This window comes from Alkalibacterium olivapovliticus, from assembly GCF_003003275.1.
In the GTDB taxonomy this organism is placed as follows: domain Bacteria; phylum Bacillota; class Bacilli; order Lactobacillales; family Carnobacteriaceae_A; genus Alkalibacterium; species Alkalibacterium olivapovliticum.
Window position 1 is genome coordinate 148,802 of the sequence record NZ_PVTO01000003.1, and the last position, 19,845, is coordinate 168,646.

Genomic DNA, 19,845 nt, shown 5'->3' on the forward strand with positions numbered 1-19,845 from the left:
TGAAACTGAATGGAAAAAGTATTAGTTGCTAATAGAGGAGAAATAGCTATCCGTATCTTCAGAGCGCTGCATGAGCTGAACATCAGCACGGTGGGAATCTATGCTCAGGAAGATGAAGCAAGTGTTCATCGGTTCAAAGCAGATGAAGCGTACTTAGTGGGCAAAGGAAAAAAACCGATCGATGCTTATCTTGATATTGAGAGTATCATTGACATCGCAAAAGATTCGGGTGCAGATGCTATTCATCCGGGTTACGGATTTTTATCTGAAAATTTAATTTTTGCACAACGATGTGTGGAAGAAGGCATCACATTTATCGGACCGGAAACCAGACATCTGGATGTATTCGGAGACAAGCTGAAAGCTAAAGAAGTGGCTAAAGAAGCTGGCATTCCAACGATTCCCGGAACTGACGGACCCGTTGATTCAGTGGAGGAAGTGAAAGCTTTCGGTAAAGAGTACGGATATCCGATCATTATGAAAGCTGCATTAGGCGGCGGTGGTCGAGGGATGCGAGTAGCTCACGATGAATCAGAAGCACTGGAAGGATATGACCGGGCTAAAAGTGAAGCCCAATCAGCTTTCGGGCGTGATGAAATTTATGTTGAACGCTATATATCCAATCCCAAGCATATTGAAGTCCAGATACTTGGAGACACTCAAGGCAACATCGTGCATTTATTCGAACGGGACTGCTCTGTTCAGAGACGTCATCAGAAAGTAGTGGAGGTTGCCCCTTGCGTTGATCTGGATCCTAAAGTCAGAGAAGAATTATGTCATACTGCAGTTAAACTGATGAAACATGTGGACTATGTCAATGCCGGGACGGTCGAGTTTCTGCTGGAAAATGATGAGTTCTTCTTTATAGAAGTCAATCCGCGAGTTCAAGTCGAGCACACAGTCACAGAAATGGTGACCGGCATCGATATTGTACAGAGTCAGATTCTTATCGCTCAAGGTCTTAACTTATTCGACGAAGTGGGACTGCCTCAGCAGAAAGACATTAAATTAAACGGAGCAGCCATTCAGTGCCGGATCACTACTGAAGACCCCGTCAATAATTTTCTTCCGGATACTGGAAAAATCAATACTTACCGTTCTCCGGGCGGCTTTGGTATTCGTCTGGATGCCGGAAACGGATTCCAGGGATCCGTTGTAACCCCGTTTTTCGATTCGCTTTTAGTAAAGCTGTCGGTACAGGCTCTGGATTATGAAAAAGCCGTTCAGAAAATGACGCGTTCACTGATCGAATTCAGGATCCGTGGAGTTAAAACGAATATTCCGTTCCTGATCAATGTGCTGAAACACCCTGAGTTTTCTTCAGGAAAAGCCACTACCCGCTTTATTGATGAAACACCGGAATTGTTCGAATACTCTAAACTGCGTGATCGAGGGAACAAATCACTTCAGTATATTGGAAATGTAACAGTCAATGGCTTCCCTGGAATAGGGAAAGTTGAAAAAAGGGCATTCAAAGAACCGAGAATGCCAGAAAACCTGATTCTTCCATCAAAAGATATTGTCTATCCGAAACACATTTTAGACAAAGAGGGGCCGGAAGCAGTCTCTCAATGGCTGAAAGAACAGAATTCTGTCTTAATGACAGATACAACCTTCAGAGATGCGCATCAGAGTCTGCTTGCTACACGTATGCGCACCAAAGACATGCTGACGATTGCAGAAGAAACTGAAAAAGCGATCCCAGAACTCTTCTCAGTGGAAATGTGGGGAGGCGCAACATTTGACGTATCTTACCGCTTCCTGACTGAAGACCCATGGGAACGTCTGAGAAAACTGCGTAAAAAAATGCCGAATACGCTGTTCCAGATGCTCTTTAGAGGGTCGAACGGTGTCGGCTATGAGAATCTGCCGGACAACGTACTGGAAGAATTTATTCGTTTAGCTGCAGAGAACGGTATCGACGTCTTCCGTATCTTTGACAGTCTGAACTGGGTCCCGCAAATGGAAAAAAGCATTCAGTATGTAAGGGATCAGAATAAAATTGCTGAGGCGGCAATCTGTTATACAGGAGATCTGAATGACCCGTCTCAGACAAAATACACAATGGACTACTACAAGCGAATGGCCAGAGAACTGGAATCGTTAGGGGCTCATATCATTGCGATCAAGGATATGGCCGGCCTGCTTAAACCGCACGCGGCTTACCGTTTGATCGGAGAACTGAAAAATACGGTATCTGTTCCGATTCATCTGCATATGCATGACACAAGCGGAAATGGTGTTTACACCTATGGTGCGGCTATTCGTGCGGGTGTCGATGTTGTCGACGTCGCTCAGAGTGCCTTAAGTGGAAAAACCAGTCAGCCGAGCATCAGCAGTTTGTATTATGCGCTTGAAGGAACTTCTCACGCGCCTAAATTCAACATTAAGAACGTTGAAAACCTGAGCAGATATTGGGAAGACACCCGTAAATTTTATGCAGACTTTGAAGAAGGAATGCCCGCAGCCTCTACAGAAGTGTATTCTCACCAGATGCCTGGTGGACAATACACCAATTTGAAGCAGCAGGCTAAAGGGGTAGGCCTTGAAGACCGATGGGACGACATTAAAGAGGCATACACGCTTGTCAACAAAATGTTCGGGGATATCGTTAAAGTGACACCGTCATCCAAAGTAGTGGGAGATATGGCCTTATTCATGATTCAGAATGAACTGACTGAAGAAGAGATATTTGAAAAAGGAGACGGTATTGATTTTCCTAAGTCGGTTGTCAGCTTCTTTAAAGGAGAACTTGGCATACCAGAAGGCGGATTCCCTGAACGACTGCAGCAGCTCGTTTTGAAAGGAGAAGAGCCGCTGGCTAAGAGACCGGGAGAATACAAAAAGCCGCTTGATTTTTCAGTAATCAAAGCTGAACTCGCTGAACATCTGGACAGAGAGCCGAACATGGAAGAGGTTATCAGCTACATCATGTACCCTCAAGTCTATCTTGACTATACCTTCTTCTATAACATGTACGGAGAGGTCAATAAGTTTGATACACCGACCTTCTTCTACGGCGTGCGTATGGGAGAACAAATCGAAGTTCGTCTTGAAAAAGGGAAAACACTGATTATTAAACTGATTCAGATCGGAGATCCGGATCTGGAAGGAAACCGTATTCTGTACTTTGAATTAAACGGTCAGGGCCGACAGGTTGAAATACTAGATAAAAGTATTACAGCTACCAAAGCGGTACGCAAGCGAGCTGAACCATCAAACAAAGGGCACATTGGCGCAACGATGCCCGGATCTGTGCTACAAGTTCTGGTCAATCGTGGCGATAAAGTCGAAAAAGGTGCACCGATCGTTATCACAGAAGCAATGAAAATGGAAACAACAATCCGTTCATCGATTGCAGGTAGAGTAGAAAGACTCTTCGTTAAAGAAGGAGATCAGATTCAGGCGAATGACCTGCTGGTAGAAATTGAATCCAAATAAGAAATACAAGGGGAGGAAGGTCAGTCAAATGATCTTTCTTCTTTTTCTTTTGTAAGAAATGAGAGGGTAAAATGAACTGCTTGAAACTGGGAAATGAAAAATTCCGAACATTAAATGAATCTAATTGAAAATAAGCTAGGAATTCACGAATAAAAAAGGTAAAATGGAACTGTAAATGAATGTAATGTACGTTACATAATGAGGTGAAGGAAATGAAAATTAAACGCAGTGAACGACTGATCGATATAACCCATTACTTGATCGAACATCCGCATACGCTGATTCCATTAACATTATTTTCTAAACGCTACGAGTCAGCTAAATCGAGTATCAGTGAGGACTTGACGATCGTAAAAGAAACATTTGCCAAAAGAGGGATAGGGTTCCTGGAAACACTTCCCGGCGCTGCAGGTGGTGTCAGATACGTTCCTAAAATGACACCTGAAGATGTAGACCAGTTTATCACTGATTTATGTGAAGAACTAAACCACTCCAAGCGGCTGCTCCCTGGAGGCTATGTATACTTATCAGATATGCTGGGTGATCCAAAATGGCTGAGACGTATTGGGCGAGTCATTGCTTCCCAGTATATGGATAAACGAGTGGATAGTGTCATGACAGTGGCCACTAAAGGAGTACCGATTGCGCAGTCAGTTGCCCTTTACTTAAACGTGCCGTTTGTAATCGTCAGACGTGATTCTAAAGTAACAGAAGGATCAACCGTCAGCATCAACTATGTATCCGGATCCTCTTCAGATCGTGTTGAGAAAATGGAACTGTCCAGAAGAAGTCTGGATATGGGGTCAAAAGTCCTGATTGTGGACGATTTTCTTAAAGGCGGTGGAACGGTCAACGGAATGATCAGTCTCATCGAAGAGTTCAATTCAGAAGTAGTAGGTGCAACTGTGATTGCTGAAAACATTTTTAATGGTGAACGATCCGTTACGGATTACACATCGCTTATCAAAGTGGACAAAGTCAATACTAAAGACCGAACGATTGAAGTGACACCAGGGAACTTTTCGCTCGATTAGGCTGAATAGTCCGTGCAGTTGATTATTTCTTATAGACTGATCAGTTCCAGCAAAAAAACATTCCTCTTGATGGCAGTCATCAAAGGAATGTTTTTTTAGTCTAACCGTAAGGTATTATGAATCGAGATCTTTTTTTCGAGTCTGGCGAAGTCGCTCATCAGTAGAAGCATCAACGTCCGCTTCACCATGCGTATCTTCCAGTTCAGGAGGTGTTCCATCATTTGTTTTAGGTTCCATTGGCGGTTGTCCGCCATCACCCATACCCTGAACACTCCCCTCATTTGGGAAACCGGCAGTTGTCCCTAATGTCTCCAGGTCTGGATCGCCTGCATGTGTCTGTGTAGAGGACGTTGCCTCACGCTCTTTACCCGAATCCTGTCCGCCGTTTTTTTGAATAGTGACCACGACATGTCCTTTTTTCAAGTCATCCCTGTACATATGAAGACTGTCATCTTCCACTACATAATTTGGATCTTCATAATATTCGTCATCTCTGACTGAAAAAGCATCTTTGATTGATTCCCAGAAACTCTTGTCATCATCATGATCCTTGTCATCGTTGACATCAGCATTTGATACATCAACATTCTCCGTATTATTCAAACGATCACTCTTATCTTTATTAGTAAAAATGGTAATATCCTGTTTTGCTGTCCCTTCCTTGAGCAGTCTGCGTATGACGTGTTCAGCTTCTTCCTCAGTTGGGTAACTGCCAATAACGGTAAAATCTTTTTCCATAAATAGTTCCTCCTTAAGGATAGACTTTAAGTGGTCTATCTCATATTTATACGATACTGCGTATCCTTAACTAGTTTAATTATAGGAAACTGTAATAAATAGGACAAACAAAACACCTTATCAACCTTGAAAACCACCTGGTCATAACGTATTATGAAAGGAGGTTTGCGTGCGTTACGCACAAGAAGATATATTGTCATAAAGAATTGGTATAAGACTATTAAGAAAAGACAAGGAGAAACTAATGACTAAACGATTCGCAGTAGTGTTGGCAGCAGGTCAGGGAACACGAATGAAATCTAAATTATATAAAGTAATGCACCCGGTAATGGGGAAACCAATGGTAGGCCACGTGGTCGACCAGGCTCTGGCAGCTAATATGGATAAAGTTGTGACTGTAACAGGTGTCGGTGCTGAAACTGTGCAGGATTATTTAGGAGATAAAAGTGAGTATGTTCTTCAGGAAGAACAGCTGGGAACCGCTCATGCAGTAGAGCAGGCTGGCCCGATCCTTAAAAATGAAGAAGGAACGACTCTGGTCATTTGTGGCGATACGCCATTACTGACTAGAGAAACCCTTGAAAGTCTGATGGCGCACCACGAATCGGTCGGCGCTAAAGCAACGGTATTAACTGCTCATGCAGATGATCCTTTCGGTTATGGACGCGTTATTCGTTCCGAAGATGGCTCTGTTTCTAAAATCGTCGAACAGAAAGATGCCTCAGAGCAGGAACAGGCTGTACAGGAAATCAATACAGGAACGTATTGTTTTGATAATAAAGCCCTGTTTGCAGCCATCGAAAAAGTGGACAACAATAATTCTCAGGGAGAGTATTATCTGCCGGATGTTATGGAAATCTTAAAAAATGACAATGAGCTTATTTCAGCTTATCAGTTAGCCAACAAAGAAGAGGCACTGGGTGTCAATGACCGTATCGCGCTTGCCCTTGCCAATAAACTGATGAAAAAACGCATCAATGAAACGCATATGCGCAACGGAGTGACGTTTGTTGACCCTGAACAAACCTATATTGAAAGTGATGCGGTCATTGGGCAGGATACGACAATTGAACCTGGGGTCTACATTAAAGGAGCGACGGTGATTGGTGAAGACTGTCATATCGGCGCACATTCTATTATAGTGGACAGCACGATCGGCAATGAAGTGGTGGTCAGAAGTTCACTGATCGAATCATCTGTTATGGAGAAACAAAGTAATATCGGTCCGAATAGTCATCTGAGACCGGATGCCGTTATCAAGGAAAAAGTGCATATCGGGAACTTTGTGGAAATCAAAAAAGCGACGATTGGTAAACACACTAAAGTGGGCCATCTGACGTATGTCGGTGATGCAACTCTAGGAGAAAACATCAATTTGGGCTGTGGAACGGTGTTTGTTAATTACGATGGCAAAAATAAACATCATATTGAAGTAGGAGACAACTCATTTATAGGCTGTAATACGAATCTTATTGCACCCGTTACAGTCGAAAACGATAGTTATATAGCAGCTGGATCAACGATTACGGATAATGTCCCGCCAGAATCACTTGCGATTGCACGTGCAAGGCAAGTCACCAAAGAAGGCTATTATAAGGAAATGCCTCACAAAAATTAGAAATCTCTTTAAAATAGGGCTTACACACGCAAGTACAGTTGATTTATTTGGTTCTAAAGCATAAACTAAGAGTAGGAAAAAAAAGAGAGAAAACAAATGGAGGCCGACATGTCCGAACATTATTCTGATCCAAAACTGAAGATATTTGCTTTGAGTTCTAACAAGCCGCTGGCAGAGAAAATCGCCAAGGATGTAGGGGTAGAATTAGGAAAAGTATCAGTCAATAAATTTAGTGATGGTGAAATTCGTATCAATATTGAAGAAAGTATTCGTGGAGATCACGTTTATGTTGTTCAATCCACTTCAGCTCCAACTAATGACCACTTGATGGAAGTACTGATTATGATCGATGCTTTGCGTCGTGCAAGTGCGAAGACGATAAATATCGTCATGCCTTACTATGGTTATGCCAGACAAGACCGTAAAGCAAGATCGAGAGAGCCAATCACTGCCAAGTTAGTGGCTAACATGATTACTCAGGCAGGAGCTGACCGTATGCTGACATTGGATTTGCATGCGTCACAGATTCAGGGGTTCTTTGATATTCCAGTCGATCACTTGTTGGGGGCTTCACTATTGGCTAACTGGTTTTTAGACAACAATCTTGGAGGAGAAAACACAGTAGTAGTCTCTCCAGACCATGGTGGAGTAACGCGTGCCAGAAAACTGGCGGAATTTCTTAAATCGCCTATCGCCATCATTGACAAACGTCGTCCGAAAGCAAACGTAGCAGAAGTTATGAATATCGTAGGAAATGTTGAAGGCAAAACGGCTGTTCTGATCGATGATCTCATCGACACTGCAGGAACAATCACCCTGGCTGCCAATGCTGTGATTGAAAAAGGGGCAAAAGATGTTTACGCATGTGGAACTCATCCCGTCTTTTCAGGTCCGGCAATGGAACGTCTGGAAAAATCACCAATCAAGAAAATGGTTGTCACTGATTCGATCGTATTGCCTGAAGATAAAAAAATCGACAAAATCGTACAGGTCAGTGTGGGTGAGTTGATGGGACATGCCATCAAACGCATTCATGAAAATCGTTCGGTCTCACCGCTTTTCGAGGAACAGTTTAAAGGACAATAAGGAATTGAGGAAAAGACGCCATTCGTCTGATCAGTGTGCAGGTTAAAGAGAGCAATCTTTTTGGCACGTCAGATCGATCGGCGTCTTTCTTAAAGAAAGGAGTGAGAGACAGTTGATTCAGAAAGTCAGGTATCATTTGAGGAACATGAAGCCTTTGGATGTGGTCATTATCATCTGTCTGCTCATTGCTTCGTTTATTCCTCATATTGTGTACGGTATCCAATTAAGTAATATTGATGAAGATGCCCGCATCATCGCGACAGTCAAGATTTCTGGCGAAGAAGTGTACAGTGTTGAATTGAGTGAGGAGACACCTCACGAGGAGTTCAGGCTGGAGCCGTCAGAAGGACAGTATAATATCATCGAAGTTGACGGGACACGCATCCGAAATAAAGAAGATAATAGTCCAGATCAGCTTGGAGTCAGAAGAGGCTGGATCAGTCACCCGGGAGAAACAGCCGTTGTTCTGCCCCATCAGCTGATCATCGAGATTCATGCTGAAAATCTGGATGGACAGGAAATATACGAAGAAGACGACATTATTATTCCCATGTAAAAAAGCAGTACAGGTTTGACAGCAGCATCAGGTATAGTCTTTTGGACTACACTTGGCTGCATCAAACCTGACTGCTTTTTTTATCTAAAAATCAGTTCAGGATCAGTCTGATATGGTGAAGCCAATATCAGGATTTTTCTCCAGAACTTCCTTCAAGTGATTACGGATCGTATCAGTAGAGTATTTCATTTTCTCTTTTTCAGAATCATTCAACGGGATTTCTACAATTTTTTCGATACCTTTACGGTTGACGATTGCGGGAGACCCGATATAAATATCGCTCTCACCGTATTCCCCTTCAAGGTAGACGGATAGTGGCAGCACAGCATGTTCATTGCTGAGAATAGCACGTGTAATACGTGCTAAAGACACACCGATTCCATAAAAAGTTGCACCTTTGCGTTTGATGATTTCATATGCCGCATCTCTGACTGAGAAAAAGATCTCTACTAAAGCCTGTTCATCAGTATCAGGGTTATTGTTTAGCCACTCATTGATCTGAAGACCTGCTACATTAGCATGTGACCAGACAGGGAATTCAGTATCCCCGTGTTCTCCGATGATATACCCGTGAACATTTCGCACATCCACATCCAGTAAATTAGCGACTGCCTGACGGAAGCGAGCACTGTCAAGGGAAGTACCAGTTCCTATGACCTGATTTGAAGGGAGACCGGAGAGCTTGTATACTGCATAAGTCAAAATATCCACCGGGTTAGTAGCCACCAGAAAAATCCCGTCGAAGCCACTCGCCATTACTTTTTCTACTACATCTTTAGTAATACGCAGATTTTTTTCAGTTAGATCCAGTCTTGTTTCTCCAGGTTTCTGCGAAGCTCCCGCAGTGTAAACAACTAAATCAGCATCATGACAATCCGCGTAATCTGCTACATATATTTTTTTAGGTGCCGTAAAAGCTAAGGCACTGGTTAAGTCCATGACATCTCCTTCGGCTTTTTCAACATTGACGTCTATGATTCCAAGTTCCTGACCAATATTCTGGTTGATCAAAGCATAGGCATAACTTGACCCAACTGCTCCGTCCCCAATGAGAATAATTTTCTGCTGTTTTCTTTCTGTCATCATAATCATCCCTTTCCCTTTTTTACATGTTAAGTATACCACATATAGCTTTTAAATCTACAGAGAAGGCTACTAAACACTCTGGGGTTTTTGTATATTGACTGAAAGTTCCATAAATGAGAAAATGATGAAAGAGTGCTGATAAGGTCTTAACTATATATTATAATAAGGGAGTTTACATGAATGCAGAATATTACCAGTGAAAGTTTATTTGAATTGAAGAATGTGTCTCAGCCTATCGTTTCAGGCGAGAAAGTATTTTACTTGGAAACCAGAACCGATAAAAAAGACAATGATTACAAAACATCCCTATGGAGTATTAATATCAAATCAAAAGAAAAAGTGATGTGGATCAGTGAAGAGTTGAATCCGTCTCAGATAAAATTGGCACCGAACGGAAAATGGATGAGTTTTCTGGCCAAAGGTAAAAACGACAAACCGCAGATTCAACTCATGCCACTGTCAGGAGGGACAGCTTTTGCATTGACTGAAGAAAAGCAGGGCGTCAGTTCATTTGACTGGACCAGTAACAGCGGATCTCTCTATTATCAGACAACGGTCAAAGCGGAATCTGATGAAGATAAAAAAGATAAAGACAAAGTCAAACCAATCACCATCACTAAACTGCAGTACAAAATGGATGGACAAGGCATCACTGAAAGTGACCGATTATATCAAGTGAAAAAAGTGAGCGTCTCTACTAAGGACAATGCCCTGGTTCTGGAAAAAGATCGTGCCTTCAGACTTCAGTATGTCTCAAAGGATGAAAGCTATATACTATATGTCGACAAACTGAACCCGGACGATGAGTGGACTTATGGAGCGAGTGTTTATGAATATGATTTAAGATCAAAAACAGCACATCTAGTCACTAAAGATATACCGAAAGGCAGTTTTTCTTTTGAGGCTGTCAACGAAAAAGAGACCTTTTTCTTGTTCACTGGAAATGATTTTAAACATGCTTTTGTCACTTTAGACAGTGTGTATGGATGGGACAGAGAAAATCGAACGTTTGAAAAATTATCAGTTGAGGATAAATACGCTGGTGATCTGGTGATTGGAGATTTCCAGCAGAAAACAAAAGGGTTCCCTGTGAAATGGCTCGATAATGAATCATTTGTCTACCCGGTAACTGAACATGGGAAAGTGATGATTTATAAAGGAGATATTAAGGGGAACAACACAGTCATTTTCGACAAGGAGCTGCACATTACTGATGGAGATGTGATCGACACCTCTACGTTTGCAGTAACCTATTCTGATTTGACGACACCAAGTAAGCTGGCTACAGTAAATGTGGATAGCGGTGAACTGGAAGCACTGTATAACCCGAACGCTACCTTTGAAAAATCCCATCATATCGCACCCGTTGAGCGGTTCTGGTATAAAGGAGCTGATGACTGGGATATCCAGGGATGGTATATCGCGCCCGTTGATCAGAAGGCGAAACACCCTGCAGTACTATATATCCACGGCGGACCACAAGTCTGTTATGGTGAGACTTTCTTCCATGAAATGCAGCAGCTGGCGTCTAAAGGATATGGTGTGATTCTGTTGAATCCAAGAGGAGGGAACGGTTACGGACAGGAATTTGTCGCCTCTATTATCGGAGATTATGGAAATAAAGATTACGAAGACTTGATGCTTGGTACAGACTATGTACTTGAACAGCATCCGGAGATCGATCAGTCCAGTGTATATGTGGCCGGTGGCAGCTATGGCGGCTTTATGACCAACTGGATCATCGGACACACAGACCGCTTCAAGGCGGCAGTCACACAGCGCTGTATCTCAAACTGGGTCAGTTTTTACGGTACCAGCGATGTCGGTGCGTTCTTTGTGGAATTTCAACTACAAAAAGACGTTTCTCAAATGGATGATCTGTGGAAAATGTCTCCTCTAGCGTATACAGACAATATTAAAACACCTCTTTTGGTTATACACGGTCAGGAGGACTTAAGGTGTCCGCAAGAACAAGGCGAGCAAATGTATACAGCTATGAAAAAACAGGGAGTCGAGACCAAAATGGTTCTTTATCCTAAATCCAGTCACGGACTATCGCGTGAAGGGTTGCCAAATCTAAGAATCGACCGTCTGAAAGAAATAGCGAACTGGTTAAATTAACGTTAAGATTAACAAAAGAAGGCTTTCAATATGAAAGTCTTCTTTTTCTATGTCGATACTAAAGATTTAAGATTAGAATTAGATTAAAGAGTATTAAAACTCATGCATTAAACTCCGGCATGACGCAATTGTTTGTTATACTCACTAACGGTTAAGCACGAGAGTTAAATTGATTAATCAAAAAAGGAAAAAAACTAGGAGTGGAATTTTGAAACAAGATTTAGAAAGTTTGAGTCCATTTGAATTATCGTTATACCTTGAAAACCGTATCGAATTGCAGAAAGATACAAAAGAGTGGCTGAATGCCGGAAGAGGGAATCCGAACTGGACCGCCCCGATTCCACGTGAAGCCTATTTCCTGCTTGGAGAATTTGCTACAAAGGAAACAGTTATCAAAGAAAAAGATTCTCTAGGAACGATGATCAAAGATAAAAGTGGACAAACAGAACGATTTGAATCATTTTTAAACAGCAGAGAGTCTGATGGAGCAGCACTGCTGAAAGACATATGGACAAATGGAGGCCATCTGTTAGGGATGCCTAGAGAGAAATGGCTGACTAAAATGCTGGATTACAGCATTGGGGATAATTACCCTTATCCGGAGCGTGTGTTAGAGGCGTGCGAACAGCCAATCAAACAATACCTTCATCATGAATTGTTTTCAGCTGACACTGTTCCCTTCGATATCTTTGCAGTAGAAGGCGGAACAGCAGGCATTGTCTATACTTTTAAATCGCTGGTGAATAATCATCTGCTGGAACCCGGAGACAAAATCGCGTTGATGATTCCGACATTTGCTCCCTACATGGAAATTCCTGAATTACCTGAATACGGATTTGACGTGGAATATATCAGTTCAGAAGTTATGAACATTGACGGCCGAAGCAGCAATCAGTTTCCTGAGAAAGAACTGGATCGGTTAAGAAACAAAGAAATCAAGGCAGTTTTTGTAGTGAACCCGAGCAATCCCACAGCAAATTCTATCTATGGTGATTCGATCGAACAGTTAAAAGATATTGTGGCCACAGACAACCCTGACTTGATGATTTTATCAGATGACGTCTACGGGACCTTCCTCGATAAATTCACTTCTCTGTTCACGGCACTGCCCTATAATACAGCCTGCATCTACTCCTATTCTAAATACTTTGGAGCGACTGGCTGGAGAATCGGAACAATTGCAGTGGCGAGAGATAATGTCTTTGACAGACGGCTGAACGAATTGCCTGAAGAGACAAAAGAAATATTGGACGAACGCTACGGCACGCTGACATCTGAGCCGAGAAATATCTCCTTTATCAACAGAATGGTAGCAGACAGCCGTTCAGTAGCCCTGAACCATGCTGCCGGATTGTCATCTCCTCAACAGGTCATGATGACACTATTCAGTTTGTATGTTTTGATGGATAAAGAAAACAAGTACAAACAGGAAGTCATTCAAATCTGTCAGAAAAGAGGACAGCTACTGTATGACTCACTTGGATTGATGATGCCAATAGAAGAATTCAATACAGCGTATTACTGTGAAATCGACTTTGACTGGTGGTTGAACAAGCGATACGGAGCAGAGTTCAAGAATTATATCGAAGAAAACTGGACGATGACCGATATCGTAGCGAAACTGGCTCAGGAAGAACACCTGATGCTCCTGAAATCAGAGGCTTTCGGTTCAAGTAAATGGACAGTACGCGTGTCTCTGGCTAATCTGGATACGGTAGCATACAAAGAAGTAGGATTACGACTCAGCGCAATGATGGATAGAATGCATGATACATGGACGGTTTCCATCTAATGAACCAGCTGAAAAATAACTGAAGAATACAAAAAGCAGGAAAGTTTATCACTGATTAGAGTGAGGCTTTCCTGCTTTTTAACTAGCCTTGATTATTATGACTTAAGATTTTAACAGCTTTTTGATATCATCTTCTATATCCAGCGGTTTTGTAGTCGGAGCATAACGGTTTACCACCTGTCCATGACTGTCGACCAGAAATTTTGAAAAATTCCATTTAATATTATTTGACAATATACCATTTGACTGGGCTTTCAGATGTTTATAAAGGGGGTGAGCCGTCTCACCATTGACGTCTATTTTGGCAAACATTGGAAAGGAGACATTGTAGTTTACCCTGCAGAACTCTACAGTCTGGTCAATATCATCAAATTCCTGATTTTTAAATTGACCGCACGGGAAACCCAGCACTTTGAAAGACGCATCTTTGTATTTATCGTGCAAAGCCTGTAAATCTTCAAATTGCGTAGCAAACCCGCAATGGCTTGCAGTATTGACAATCAGTAAAACGTGACCTTCGAATTCTTTTAAATCGAAGGTTTCCTCTGAGGGTGTCTTAACTTTAAAATCATAAACTGTTGTCATCATGAATCGGTCCCTTCTGGTTTTAATGTTACAGTAGATCAACAAATCGTATTCAAACTGCTATTGGAGAATCTTTGTCATTAGTATACCGATTATTAACCGGTCTTGGAAGGATTTAGTTTTACTGAACGAGCAGACTAGTCTGGATAATACAGATTAATGATATAGAACACATCGCAATTTAGTGGTGGAAGGTGTTACTGAAATATAAACAGTTTCTCAATAATAGGAAAGAAAAATTCAGAAACAACTACTCTATAAGTTTAAATATTAATCAATAAAAAAATTATGACAAAAATATGTAAAAAAATTGTTATCAAATTTTTATTATGGTATGATAACCACGAGCGAAATATTTAGATAGTTCTATCCCACTTGTCTCTTATAATAAGAGACACAGAAATTAGGAGGGAATGCACAAATGGAATTAAAAAAATTAATTGGTTTATTAGCAGTATCAACACTTGCACTAGCTGCTTGTGACGCAGATACAGATGAGGAACCTTCACCGGATCCAGACATCGAAGAAGGAACTGAAGGAGCGGACGAAGTAGAAGATGATTCTACTGAAGACGATGCTGCTGAAGGTGACACTGACGAAGATGGCGAAAGTGCTCATGACATTATCGATGGAATCGGTAGTGACTTAGGGTATACATCATCGATCGAACTTGAAGTCACTGGTGGAACATGGTCCCAAGACGGATATGTTTTCACACCTGAAGATGGAGCAGCAACTGTTAACGGTTCTGCTGCTGCAGGAGAAGACGTTGATGTTTACGCATTCGTTCTTCAAGATGGCGAAGTTGTAGAAAAACCTGAAGTAGAAGAAGGCGCATTTACTTTCACTGCTGAAGCAACAGACGGCGACCAGGATTATCAAGTCGGCGTATCTGATGAAGATTTGTGGGAAGTTGGAGATGAAGCTGACCCTGAAGAATTAGTTCGATGGGAAAATGTTATTATCTTAGCACCAGCTGAATAAATAAATTTAACCAGAGGATTCTCTTGAGCGAGGGGAGCCTCTGGTTTTTTTATGTCCTTAAAACTTCATGTATTCTTTAAATAAATCAGGTATACTGTAAAGAAACAGGTAAAGGAATGACTAGAATGCAATGGATACAAAAACTTTTATTTTATATGAAAGGCAGATACGGATATGATGAATTTTCCAAACTGCTGATCATCAGCGGACTGGTCCTAGGGATTGTGGCCAATTTTGCAGGCGGTATATGGGTTTCGGCCCTTGGCACTGCTCTGATAGCCTATGGCGTACTGCGTATTTTATCAAAAGATAAAACGAATCGTTACAGGGAACTTCAGAAGTACCTTGCTTTAAAACAGAAAGTGCAACTCACGCATAGGAGATGGCGCAACAGATGGGTCCAGAGGAAAGCATTCAAAATCACAAAATGCCCAAACTGCAAGCAGAAAGTGCGCGTACCAAGGGGCAAAAAGAAAATTCGCGTGACATGCCCTTCTTGCAAAGAGACCTTCATTAAAAAGACTTAACAGGTTTGCCGGATCCATAAAAAGAGTCAGATGTGTTATAATGTAATAAATCAAAAAACTGGACGACACTATCGTTCAGCTTTTTTGTATGTAGAAAACAGTTAAGGAGTCTCTCTATGAAATTAATTATTGGATTAGGTAACCCGGGTTCTAAATATGCCCAGACGAAACATAATATCGGATTTATCACACTGGATGAAATAGCCTATCAGAAAGGCTGGGCTTTTAACCGCTCAAATTTTGAATCTGTCTATGCTGAAGGAACTGTCGGGACAGAGAAGGTCGTCTTGATTAAACCTCAGACTTACATGAATGATTCAGGCCGTTCTGTTAGACAGTGGCTGGACTATTATAACTGCACAGAAGAAGACATCGTCGTCGTTTATGATGATATGGACCTTCCAGTAGGAAAGGTCCGTTTGAGACAAAAAGGCGGAGCCGGAGGACACAATGGGATAAAAAGTCTTATTGATCATTTGGGAACTAAACAGTTCAATCGGCTGAGAGTGGGGGTTGGAAGACCTTACGAAAATCAGTCAGTGGTATCTCACGTGCTCAGCCCTTTTCACAAATCAGTACACGAAGACGTCCTGTTTTCAGTGAAAAAGGCATCTGATGCTGCATTATATTGGGTAGAAGGACATACCTTTGCAGATACCATGACGAATTTTAATTAATGACTGGATTAAAAAGGAGAAAAGACTGTGGCGGATTTACACACACTAATTAGTGAAAAACCAGCTGTCAAAGAGCTGTTTAATCAGATGGGACAAAACAAGAAACAACTGATAACCGGGCTTTCCGGATCTGCACGAACCCTTCTGCTCAAATCGTTGTTTGAAGAGAAAGGGCAGCAGATCATCGTAGTCACTCAAAATGTATACCATGCGAACCAACTGATAACTGATCTGACTGGTCTCATACCTGATGACCAGCTTTTTCTGTTTGCTGTGGACGATATGATTCATGCAGAATTGTCGGTGTCCTCACCAGAATCACGAGCTGAGAGAGTGAAATCTCTGGACTTTCTTCTGAAAAAGAAACCAGGAATCGTCGTTACGTCGCTGGCTGGAGCCAGAAAACTTCTGCCAGCACCTGATGTATTCAAAAATGCCGAACTGTCCTTTTCCCTTGGAGACGAAGTGGAACTGGGTCAGCTTCAGCGCAAGCTTACTGAAATGGGCTACAGACGTGAGCAGAAAGTATCTGCTCCCGGTGAATTTAGTATGCGTGGTGGAATTGTGGATGTGTATCCTATCACCGAGGATCACCCTGTCAGGATCGAACTGTTCGATGTGGAGGTGGATTCTTTGAGGTATTTTGATGCGGACACACAGCGTTCTCAGAAAAATGTCGAATCAGTCCAGCTCATACCTGCCACAGATACGTTACTTTGTGTTGAAGACAAGGAACACATCATTAACCGTTTTGAGAAGGCATTAGCCGTCTCACTTAAAAAGACGAAAGATGCTGAACAAAAACTGCTTCTAGAAAAAACGATCTCTCCTATTATCGATGCTGTACAGGAAGAGTACTATATAGAAGAACTCGTGCGGTATGCCGATTTTCTTTATTCTGAAAAAACCACCCTGCTTGACTATGTTTCAGACGATGCTCAGCTGGTTATGGACGAATACCCGCGCATACTTGAAAATGAAGCTAGGCTGGAAGAAGAAGAAGGGGAATGGATCACCTCTCAGTTATCTCAGGGGAATGTCCTGATCAATCAGCAGTTCTCCTCTAACTTTAGGGAAACCATCAAGACTGCTAGTTTAAGCCAGCTTTATTTTTCTCTTTTTCAGAAAGGAATGAAGGGACTGCGTCTGGACAGTATCCACCCGTTCCAGTACCGGACGATGCAGAAGTTTTTCGGGCAGATGAATCTGGTGAAAACCGAAATGGACCGCTGGGAGAAACAGGAATACACTGTTATCGTGATGACTGAAAGCGATGAACGGGCGGAAAAGGTCCATCAGACTTTGCTTAACTTTGAGATTCCAAGCACATTGGCAGATGAAAATGAAATCAGACCGGGGATTATTCAGGTCATCAGCGGTAGTGTTCAAACAGGATTTGAACTGCCTCAAGAAAAAATGGCTGTCCTGACTGAAAAAGAGCTGTTCAATCGATTACCTAAAAAGAAACCGAGAAGACAGAATTTATCAAATGCCGAACGACTGAAAAGTTATTCTGAACTGAATAAAGGTGATTTTGTGGTTCACGTCAATCACGGAATCGGACAGTTTACCGGTATGGAGACGATGGAAATCGGGGGCATCCACCAAGACTACTTGAGTGTCATCTATAAAGATTCCTCTAAACTCTTTATTCCAGTAACCCAATTGAATCTGCTTCAGAAATATGTGTCTTCAGAAGGCAAAGCACCTAAACTGAACAAGTTAGGGGGCACTGCCTGGTCTAAAACTAAGAATAAAGTGGCGTCTCAGGTTGAAGATATTGCAGACGAACTGGTGGAATTATATGCTGAACGTGAACGTAAAACGGGCTATGCATTCTCCAGAGACAATGCTTATCAGAATGAGTTTGATAATGCTTTTCCGTATACTGAAACAGAAGACCAGTTGAGATCGATCAAAGAAGTTAAACGGGACATGGAAAAAGATAAACCAATGGACCGTCTGATTGTCGGGGATGTAGGGTATGGTAAAACGGAAGTAGCCATGCGGGCAGTCTTTAAGGCAATTCAGGACGGCAAGCAGGTAGCATTCCTTGTACCGACTACAGTTCTGGCGCAACAGCACTATGAAACGATGCTTGAGCGGTTTGTCGATTTTCCCGTTGAGATCGGTCTGTTAAGTCGTTTCAGAACAGGCAAGCAGCTGAAAGAAACAGTTGACGGTCTAAAAAAAGGGCATGTCGACGTTGTCGTAGGCACACACCGTATATTGTCCAAAGACATTGTTTTTCAGGATCTGGGTCTACTGATCGTTGATGAAGAACAGCGATTCGGCGTTAAACACAAGGAACGACTGAAACAGTTGAAAAATGAAGTAGATGTCTTGACGTTGACAGCTACACCTATTCCGCGAACGCTTCATATGTCGATGCTTGGAGTGAGAGATTTATCTGTTATTGAAACGCCACCGGCTAACCGCTATCCTGTTCAGACCTATGTTATGGAGATGAATGCAGCCGTGGTTATGGAATCGATACAAAGAGAAATGGCAAGGGGCGGTCAGGTCTTTTATCTGCACAACCGGGTGAGTACAATCGAACAGCGAGCAGATGAACTGAGGCAGCTGGTGCCCGATGCCAGGATCGCTCATGCACACGGTCAGATGAGTGAAGTCCAGCTTGAGAATGTCCTTTACCAGTTTATACAAGGCGAGTACGACATGCTGGTAACCACGACTATCATTGAAACAGGGGTAGACATTCCCAACGTTAATACGCTGATCGTTGAAGATGCGGACCGTATGGGATTGTCCCAGCTCTATCAGCTGAGAGGACGAGTTGGGCGAAGCAGCCGGATCGCGTACTCCTATTTCATGCATCAGCCTAACAAAGTCCTGACAGAGGTCAGTGAAAAACGGCTTCAGGCTATAAAAGATTTCACTGAACTGGGATCCGGTTTTAAGATAGCGATGCGTGACTTGGCAATCAGAGGCGCAGGTAATCTTCTAGGTCAGCAGCAGCATGGATTCATTGACAGTGTTGGATTCGATCTGTACTCTCAAATGCTGGAAGAAGCTGTGGCCAGAAAACGAGGGGACAAATCCACTCATAAAACAGTTGTTGAAATGGATCTGTCAGTGGATGCATACCTTCCAGGAACGTATATTCAGGATGAACGCCAGAAAATCGAACTGTATAAACGCATCCGCCAATTCGGTTCTGACGAGGATTACGTCGAACTGCAGGACGAACTGATTGACAGATTCGGCGAATACCCACAGGAAGTGGCCGATCTGCTGTCAGTTGGACTACTCAAAATGTATAGTGAGCAAGCACTGATCGAACTGATCAGACGGGATGGGACTAAGTTGTCTGTGGTCTTCTCGAAAGCCGGAACAAATCGTCTGCCGCTCCCTGAAGTCTTCAAAGCACTTAAAGACATCCAGCTCAAAACAGATATGCAGGCAGAGGATAATCTGACCATTGAGTTCAAATTGACTAAGCGCACCACAGTCAATGAATGGTTGGATGCATTAGTGTTATTTGCAAAAAACACATCAGAGTATCTGAATGAAAAGGCGAAAAATGAACAAGACTTAAAGAGCGAATCACTTGAATAAATAACGAGTAGAGTAAGGAG

At 42.3% G+C, this 19,845-nt stretch carries 14 protein-coding genes; 11 read left to right on the forward strand and 3 right to left on the reverse strand.

The annotated features are described in order from the left end of the window. Positions 1–9: 9 nt before the first annotated feature. Positions 10–3,441, forward strand: a complete 3,432-nt coding sequence (locus tag CLV38_RS02685; protein ID WP_106191164.1) for a pyruvate carboxylase — start codon at positions 10–12, stop codon at positions 3,439–3,441. 212 nt (positions 3,442–3,653) lie between these two features. Further along, positions 3,654–4,475, forward strand: a complete 822-nt coding sequence (gene purR, locus CLV38_RS02690) for a pur operon repressor (protein ID WP_106191166.1) — start codon at positions 3,654–3,656, stop codon at positions 4,473–4,475. A 114-nt stretch (positions 4,476–4,589) separates the two neighbouring features. Here the strand turns inward: purR and CLV38_RS02695 are convergent, their stop codons facing one another. Then, complete coding sequence (locus CLV38_RS02695; protein ID WP_106191168.1) at positions 4,590–5,213, reverse strand: general stress protein; 624 nt, start codon at positions 5,211–5,213, stop codon at positions 4,590–4,592. A gap of 244 nt (positions 5,214–5,457) precedes the next feature. Between CLV38_RS02695 and glmU the strand changes: the two genes are divergently transcribed. The 3 genes from glmU (at position 5,458) to CLV38_RS02710 (ending at position 8,473) form a co-directional block, all read left to right on the forward strand. After that, a complete protein-coding gene (gene glmU, locus CLV38_RS02700) occupies positions 5,458–6,831 on the forward strand; it encodes a bifunctional UDP-N-acetylglucosamine diphosphorylase/glucosamine-1-phosphate N-acetyltransferase GlmU (protein ID WP_106191170.1) in 1,374 nt (457 codons plus the stop codon). 108 nt (positions 6,832–6,939) lie between these two features. Then, on the forward strand, positions 6,940–7,917 hold the full coding sequence (locus CLV38_RS02705) for a ribose-phosphate diphosphokinase (RefSeq protein WP_106191232.1): 978 nt from the start codon (positions 6,940–6,942) through the stop codon (positions 7,915–7,917). Between the two features lie 112 nt (positions 7,918–8,029). Next, entirely contained in the window at positions 8,030–8,473 is a 444-nt protein-coding gene (locus CLV38_RS02710; protein ID WP_106191173.1) for a NusG domain II-containing protein, read from the forward strand. A gap of 102 nt (positions 8,474–8,575) precedes the next feature. Here the strand turns inward: CLV38_RS02710 and CLV38_RS02715 are convergent, their stop codons facing one another. Then, positions 8,576–9,565: an L-lactate dehydrogenase gene (locus CLV38_RS02715; RefSeq protein ID WP_211295400.1), complete on the reverse strand. Its 990-nt coding sequence runs from the start codon at positions 9,563–9,565 to the stop codon at positions 8,576–8,578. Positions 9,566–9,739: 174 nt separating this feature from the next. Between CLV38_RS02715 and CLV38_RS02720 the strand changes: the two genes are divergently transcribed. Both CLV38_RS02720 and aspD read left to right on the forward strand, forming a co-directional pair. Then, on the forward strand, positions 9,740–11,680 hold the full coding sequence (locus CLV38_RS02720; protein WP_106191176.1) for an alpha/beta hydrolase family protein: 1,941 nt from the start codon (positions 9,740–9,742) through the stop codon (positions 11,678–11,680). Between the two features lie 208 nt (positions 11,681–11,888). Further along, positions 11,889–13,472, forward strand: coding sequence for an aspartate 4-decarboxylase (gene aspD, locus CLV38_RS02725; protein ID WP_106191179.1), 1,584 nt, complete (start codon positions 11,889–11,891; stop codon positions 13,470–13,472). 102 nt (positions 13,473–13,574) lie between these two features. Here aspD and CLV38_RS02730 read toward each other — a convergent pair whose 3' ends face one another. Beyond that, positions 13,575–14,057: a glutathione peroxidase gene (locus CLV38_RS02730; protein WP_106191238.1), complete on the reverse strand. Its 483-nt coding sequence runs from the start codon at positions 14,055–14,057 to the stop codon at positions 13,575–13,577. A 421-nt stretch (positions 14,058–14,478) separates the two neighbouring features. Between CLV38_RS02730 and CLV38_RS02735 the strand changes: the two genes are divergently transcribed. From CLV38_RS02735 to mfd, 4 genes are all read left to right on the forward strand, one after another. After that, positions 14,479–15,042 carry a hypothetical protein gene (locus CLV38_RS02735; protein ID WP_106191182.1) on the forward strand — a complete coding sequence of 188 codons (564 nt, stop codon included), beginning with the start codon at positions 14,479–14,481 and terminating at the stop codon, positions 15,040–15,042. Between the two features lie 116 nt (positions 15,043–15,158). Continuing rightward, positions 15,159–15,569, forward strand: a complete 411-nt coding sequence (locus CLV38_RS02740) for a zinc ribbon domain-containing protein (protein ID WP_146128982.1) — start codon at positions 15,159–15,161, stop codon at positions 15,567–15,569. 116 nt (positions 15,570–15,685) lie between these two features. Then, positions 15,686–16,246 (forward strand): aminoacyl-tRNA hydrolase, encoded by a 561-nt coding sequence (pth, locus tag CLV38_RS02745; RefSeq protein WP_106191186.1) that lies wholly within the window; start codon positions 15,686–15,688, stop codon positions 16,244–16,246. Positions 16,247–16,333: 87 nt separating this feature from the next. After that, entirely contained in the window at positions 16,334–19,825 is a 3,492-nt protein-coding gene (gene mfd, locus CLV38_RS02750) for a transcription-repair coupling factor (RefSeq protein ID WP_425427762.1), read from the forward strand. The last annotated feature ends 20 nt before the right edge of the window (positions 19,826–19,845 follow it).

Excerpts from the sequence above, each read along its gene's own strand:
- CLV38_RS02685 (WP_106191164.1), top strand. The coding sequence starts at position 10 with ATGGAAAAAGTATTAGTTGCTAATAGAGGAGAAATAGCTATCCGTATC.
- mfd (WP_425427762.1), top strand. The coding sequence starts at position 16,334 with ATGGGACAAAACAAGAAACAACTGATAACCGGGCTTTCCGGATCTGCA.
- CLV38_RS02720 (WP_106191176.1), top strand. The coding sequence starts at position 9,740 with ATGCAGAATATTACCAGTGAAAGTTTATTTGAATTGAAGAATGTGTCT.
- CLV38_RS02695 (WP_106191168.1), bottom strand. The coding sequence starts at position 5,213 with ATGGAAAAAGATTTTACCGTTATTGGCAGTTACCCAACTGAGGAAGAA.
- CLV38_RS02735 (WP_106191182.1), top strand. The coding sequence starts at position 14,479 with ATGGAATTAAAAAAATTAATTGGTTTATTAGCAGTATCAACACTTGCA.
- CLV38_RS02730 (WP_106191238.1), bottom strand. The coding sequence starts at position 14,057 with ATGACAACAGTTTATGATTTTAAAGTTAAGACACCCTCAGAGGAAACC.
- CLV38_RS02715 (WP_211295400.1), bottom strand. The coding sequence starts at position 9,565 with ATGATTATGATGACAGAAAGAAAACAGCAGAAAATTATTCTCATTGGG.
- purR (WP_106191166.1), top strand. The coding sequence starts at position 3,654 with ATGAAAATTAAACGCAGTGAACGACTGATCGATATAACCCATTACTTG.
- CLV38_RS02740 (WP_146128982.1), top strand. The coding sequence starts at position 15,159 with ATGACTAGAATGCAATGGATACAAAAACTTTTATTTTATATGAAAGGC.
- glmU (WP_106191170.1), top strand. The coding sequence starts at position 5,458 with ATGACTAAACGATTCGCAGTAGTGTTGGCAGCAGGTCAGGGAACACGA.
- CLV38_RS02705 (WP_106191232.1), top strand. The coding sequence starts at position 6,940 with ATGTCCGAACATTATTCTGATCCAAAACTGAAGATATTTGCTTTGAGT.
- pth (WP_106191186.1), top strand. The coding sequence starts at position 15,686 with ATGAAATTAATTATTGGATTAGGTAACCCGGGTTCTAAATATGCCCAG.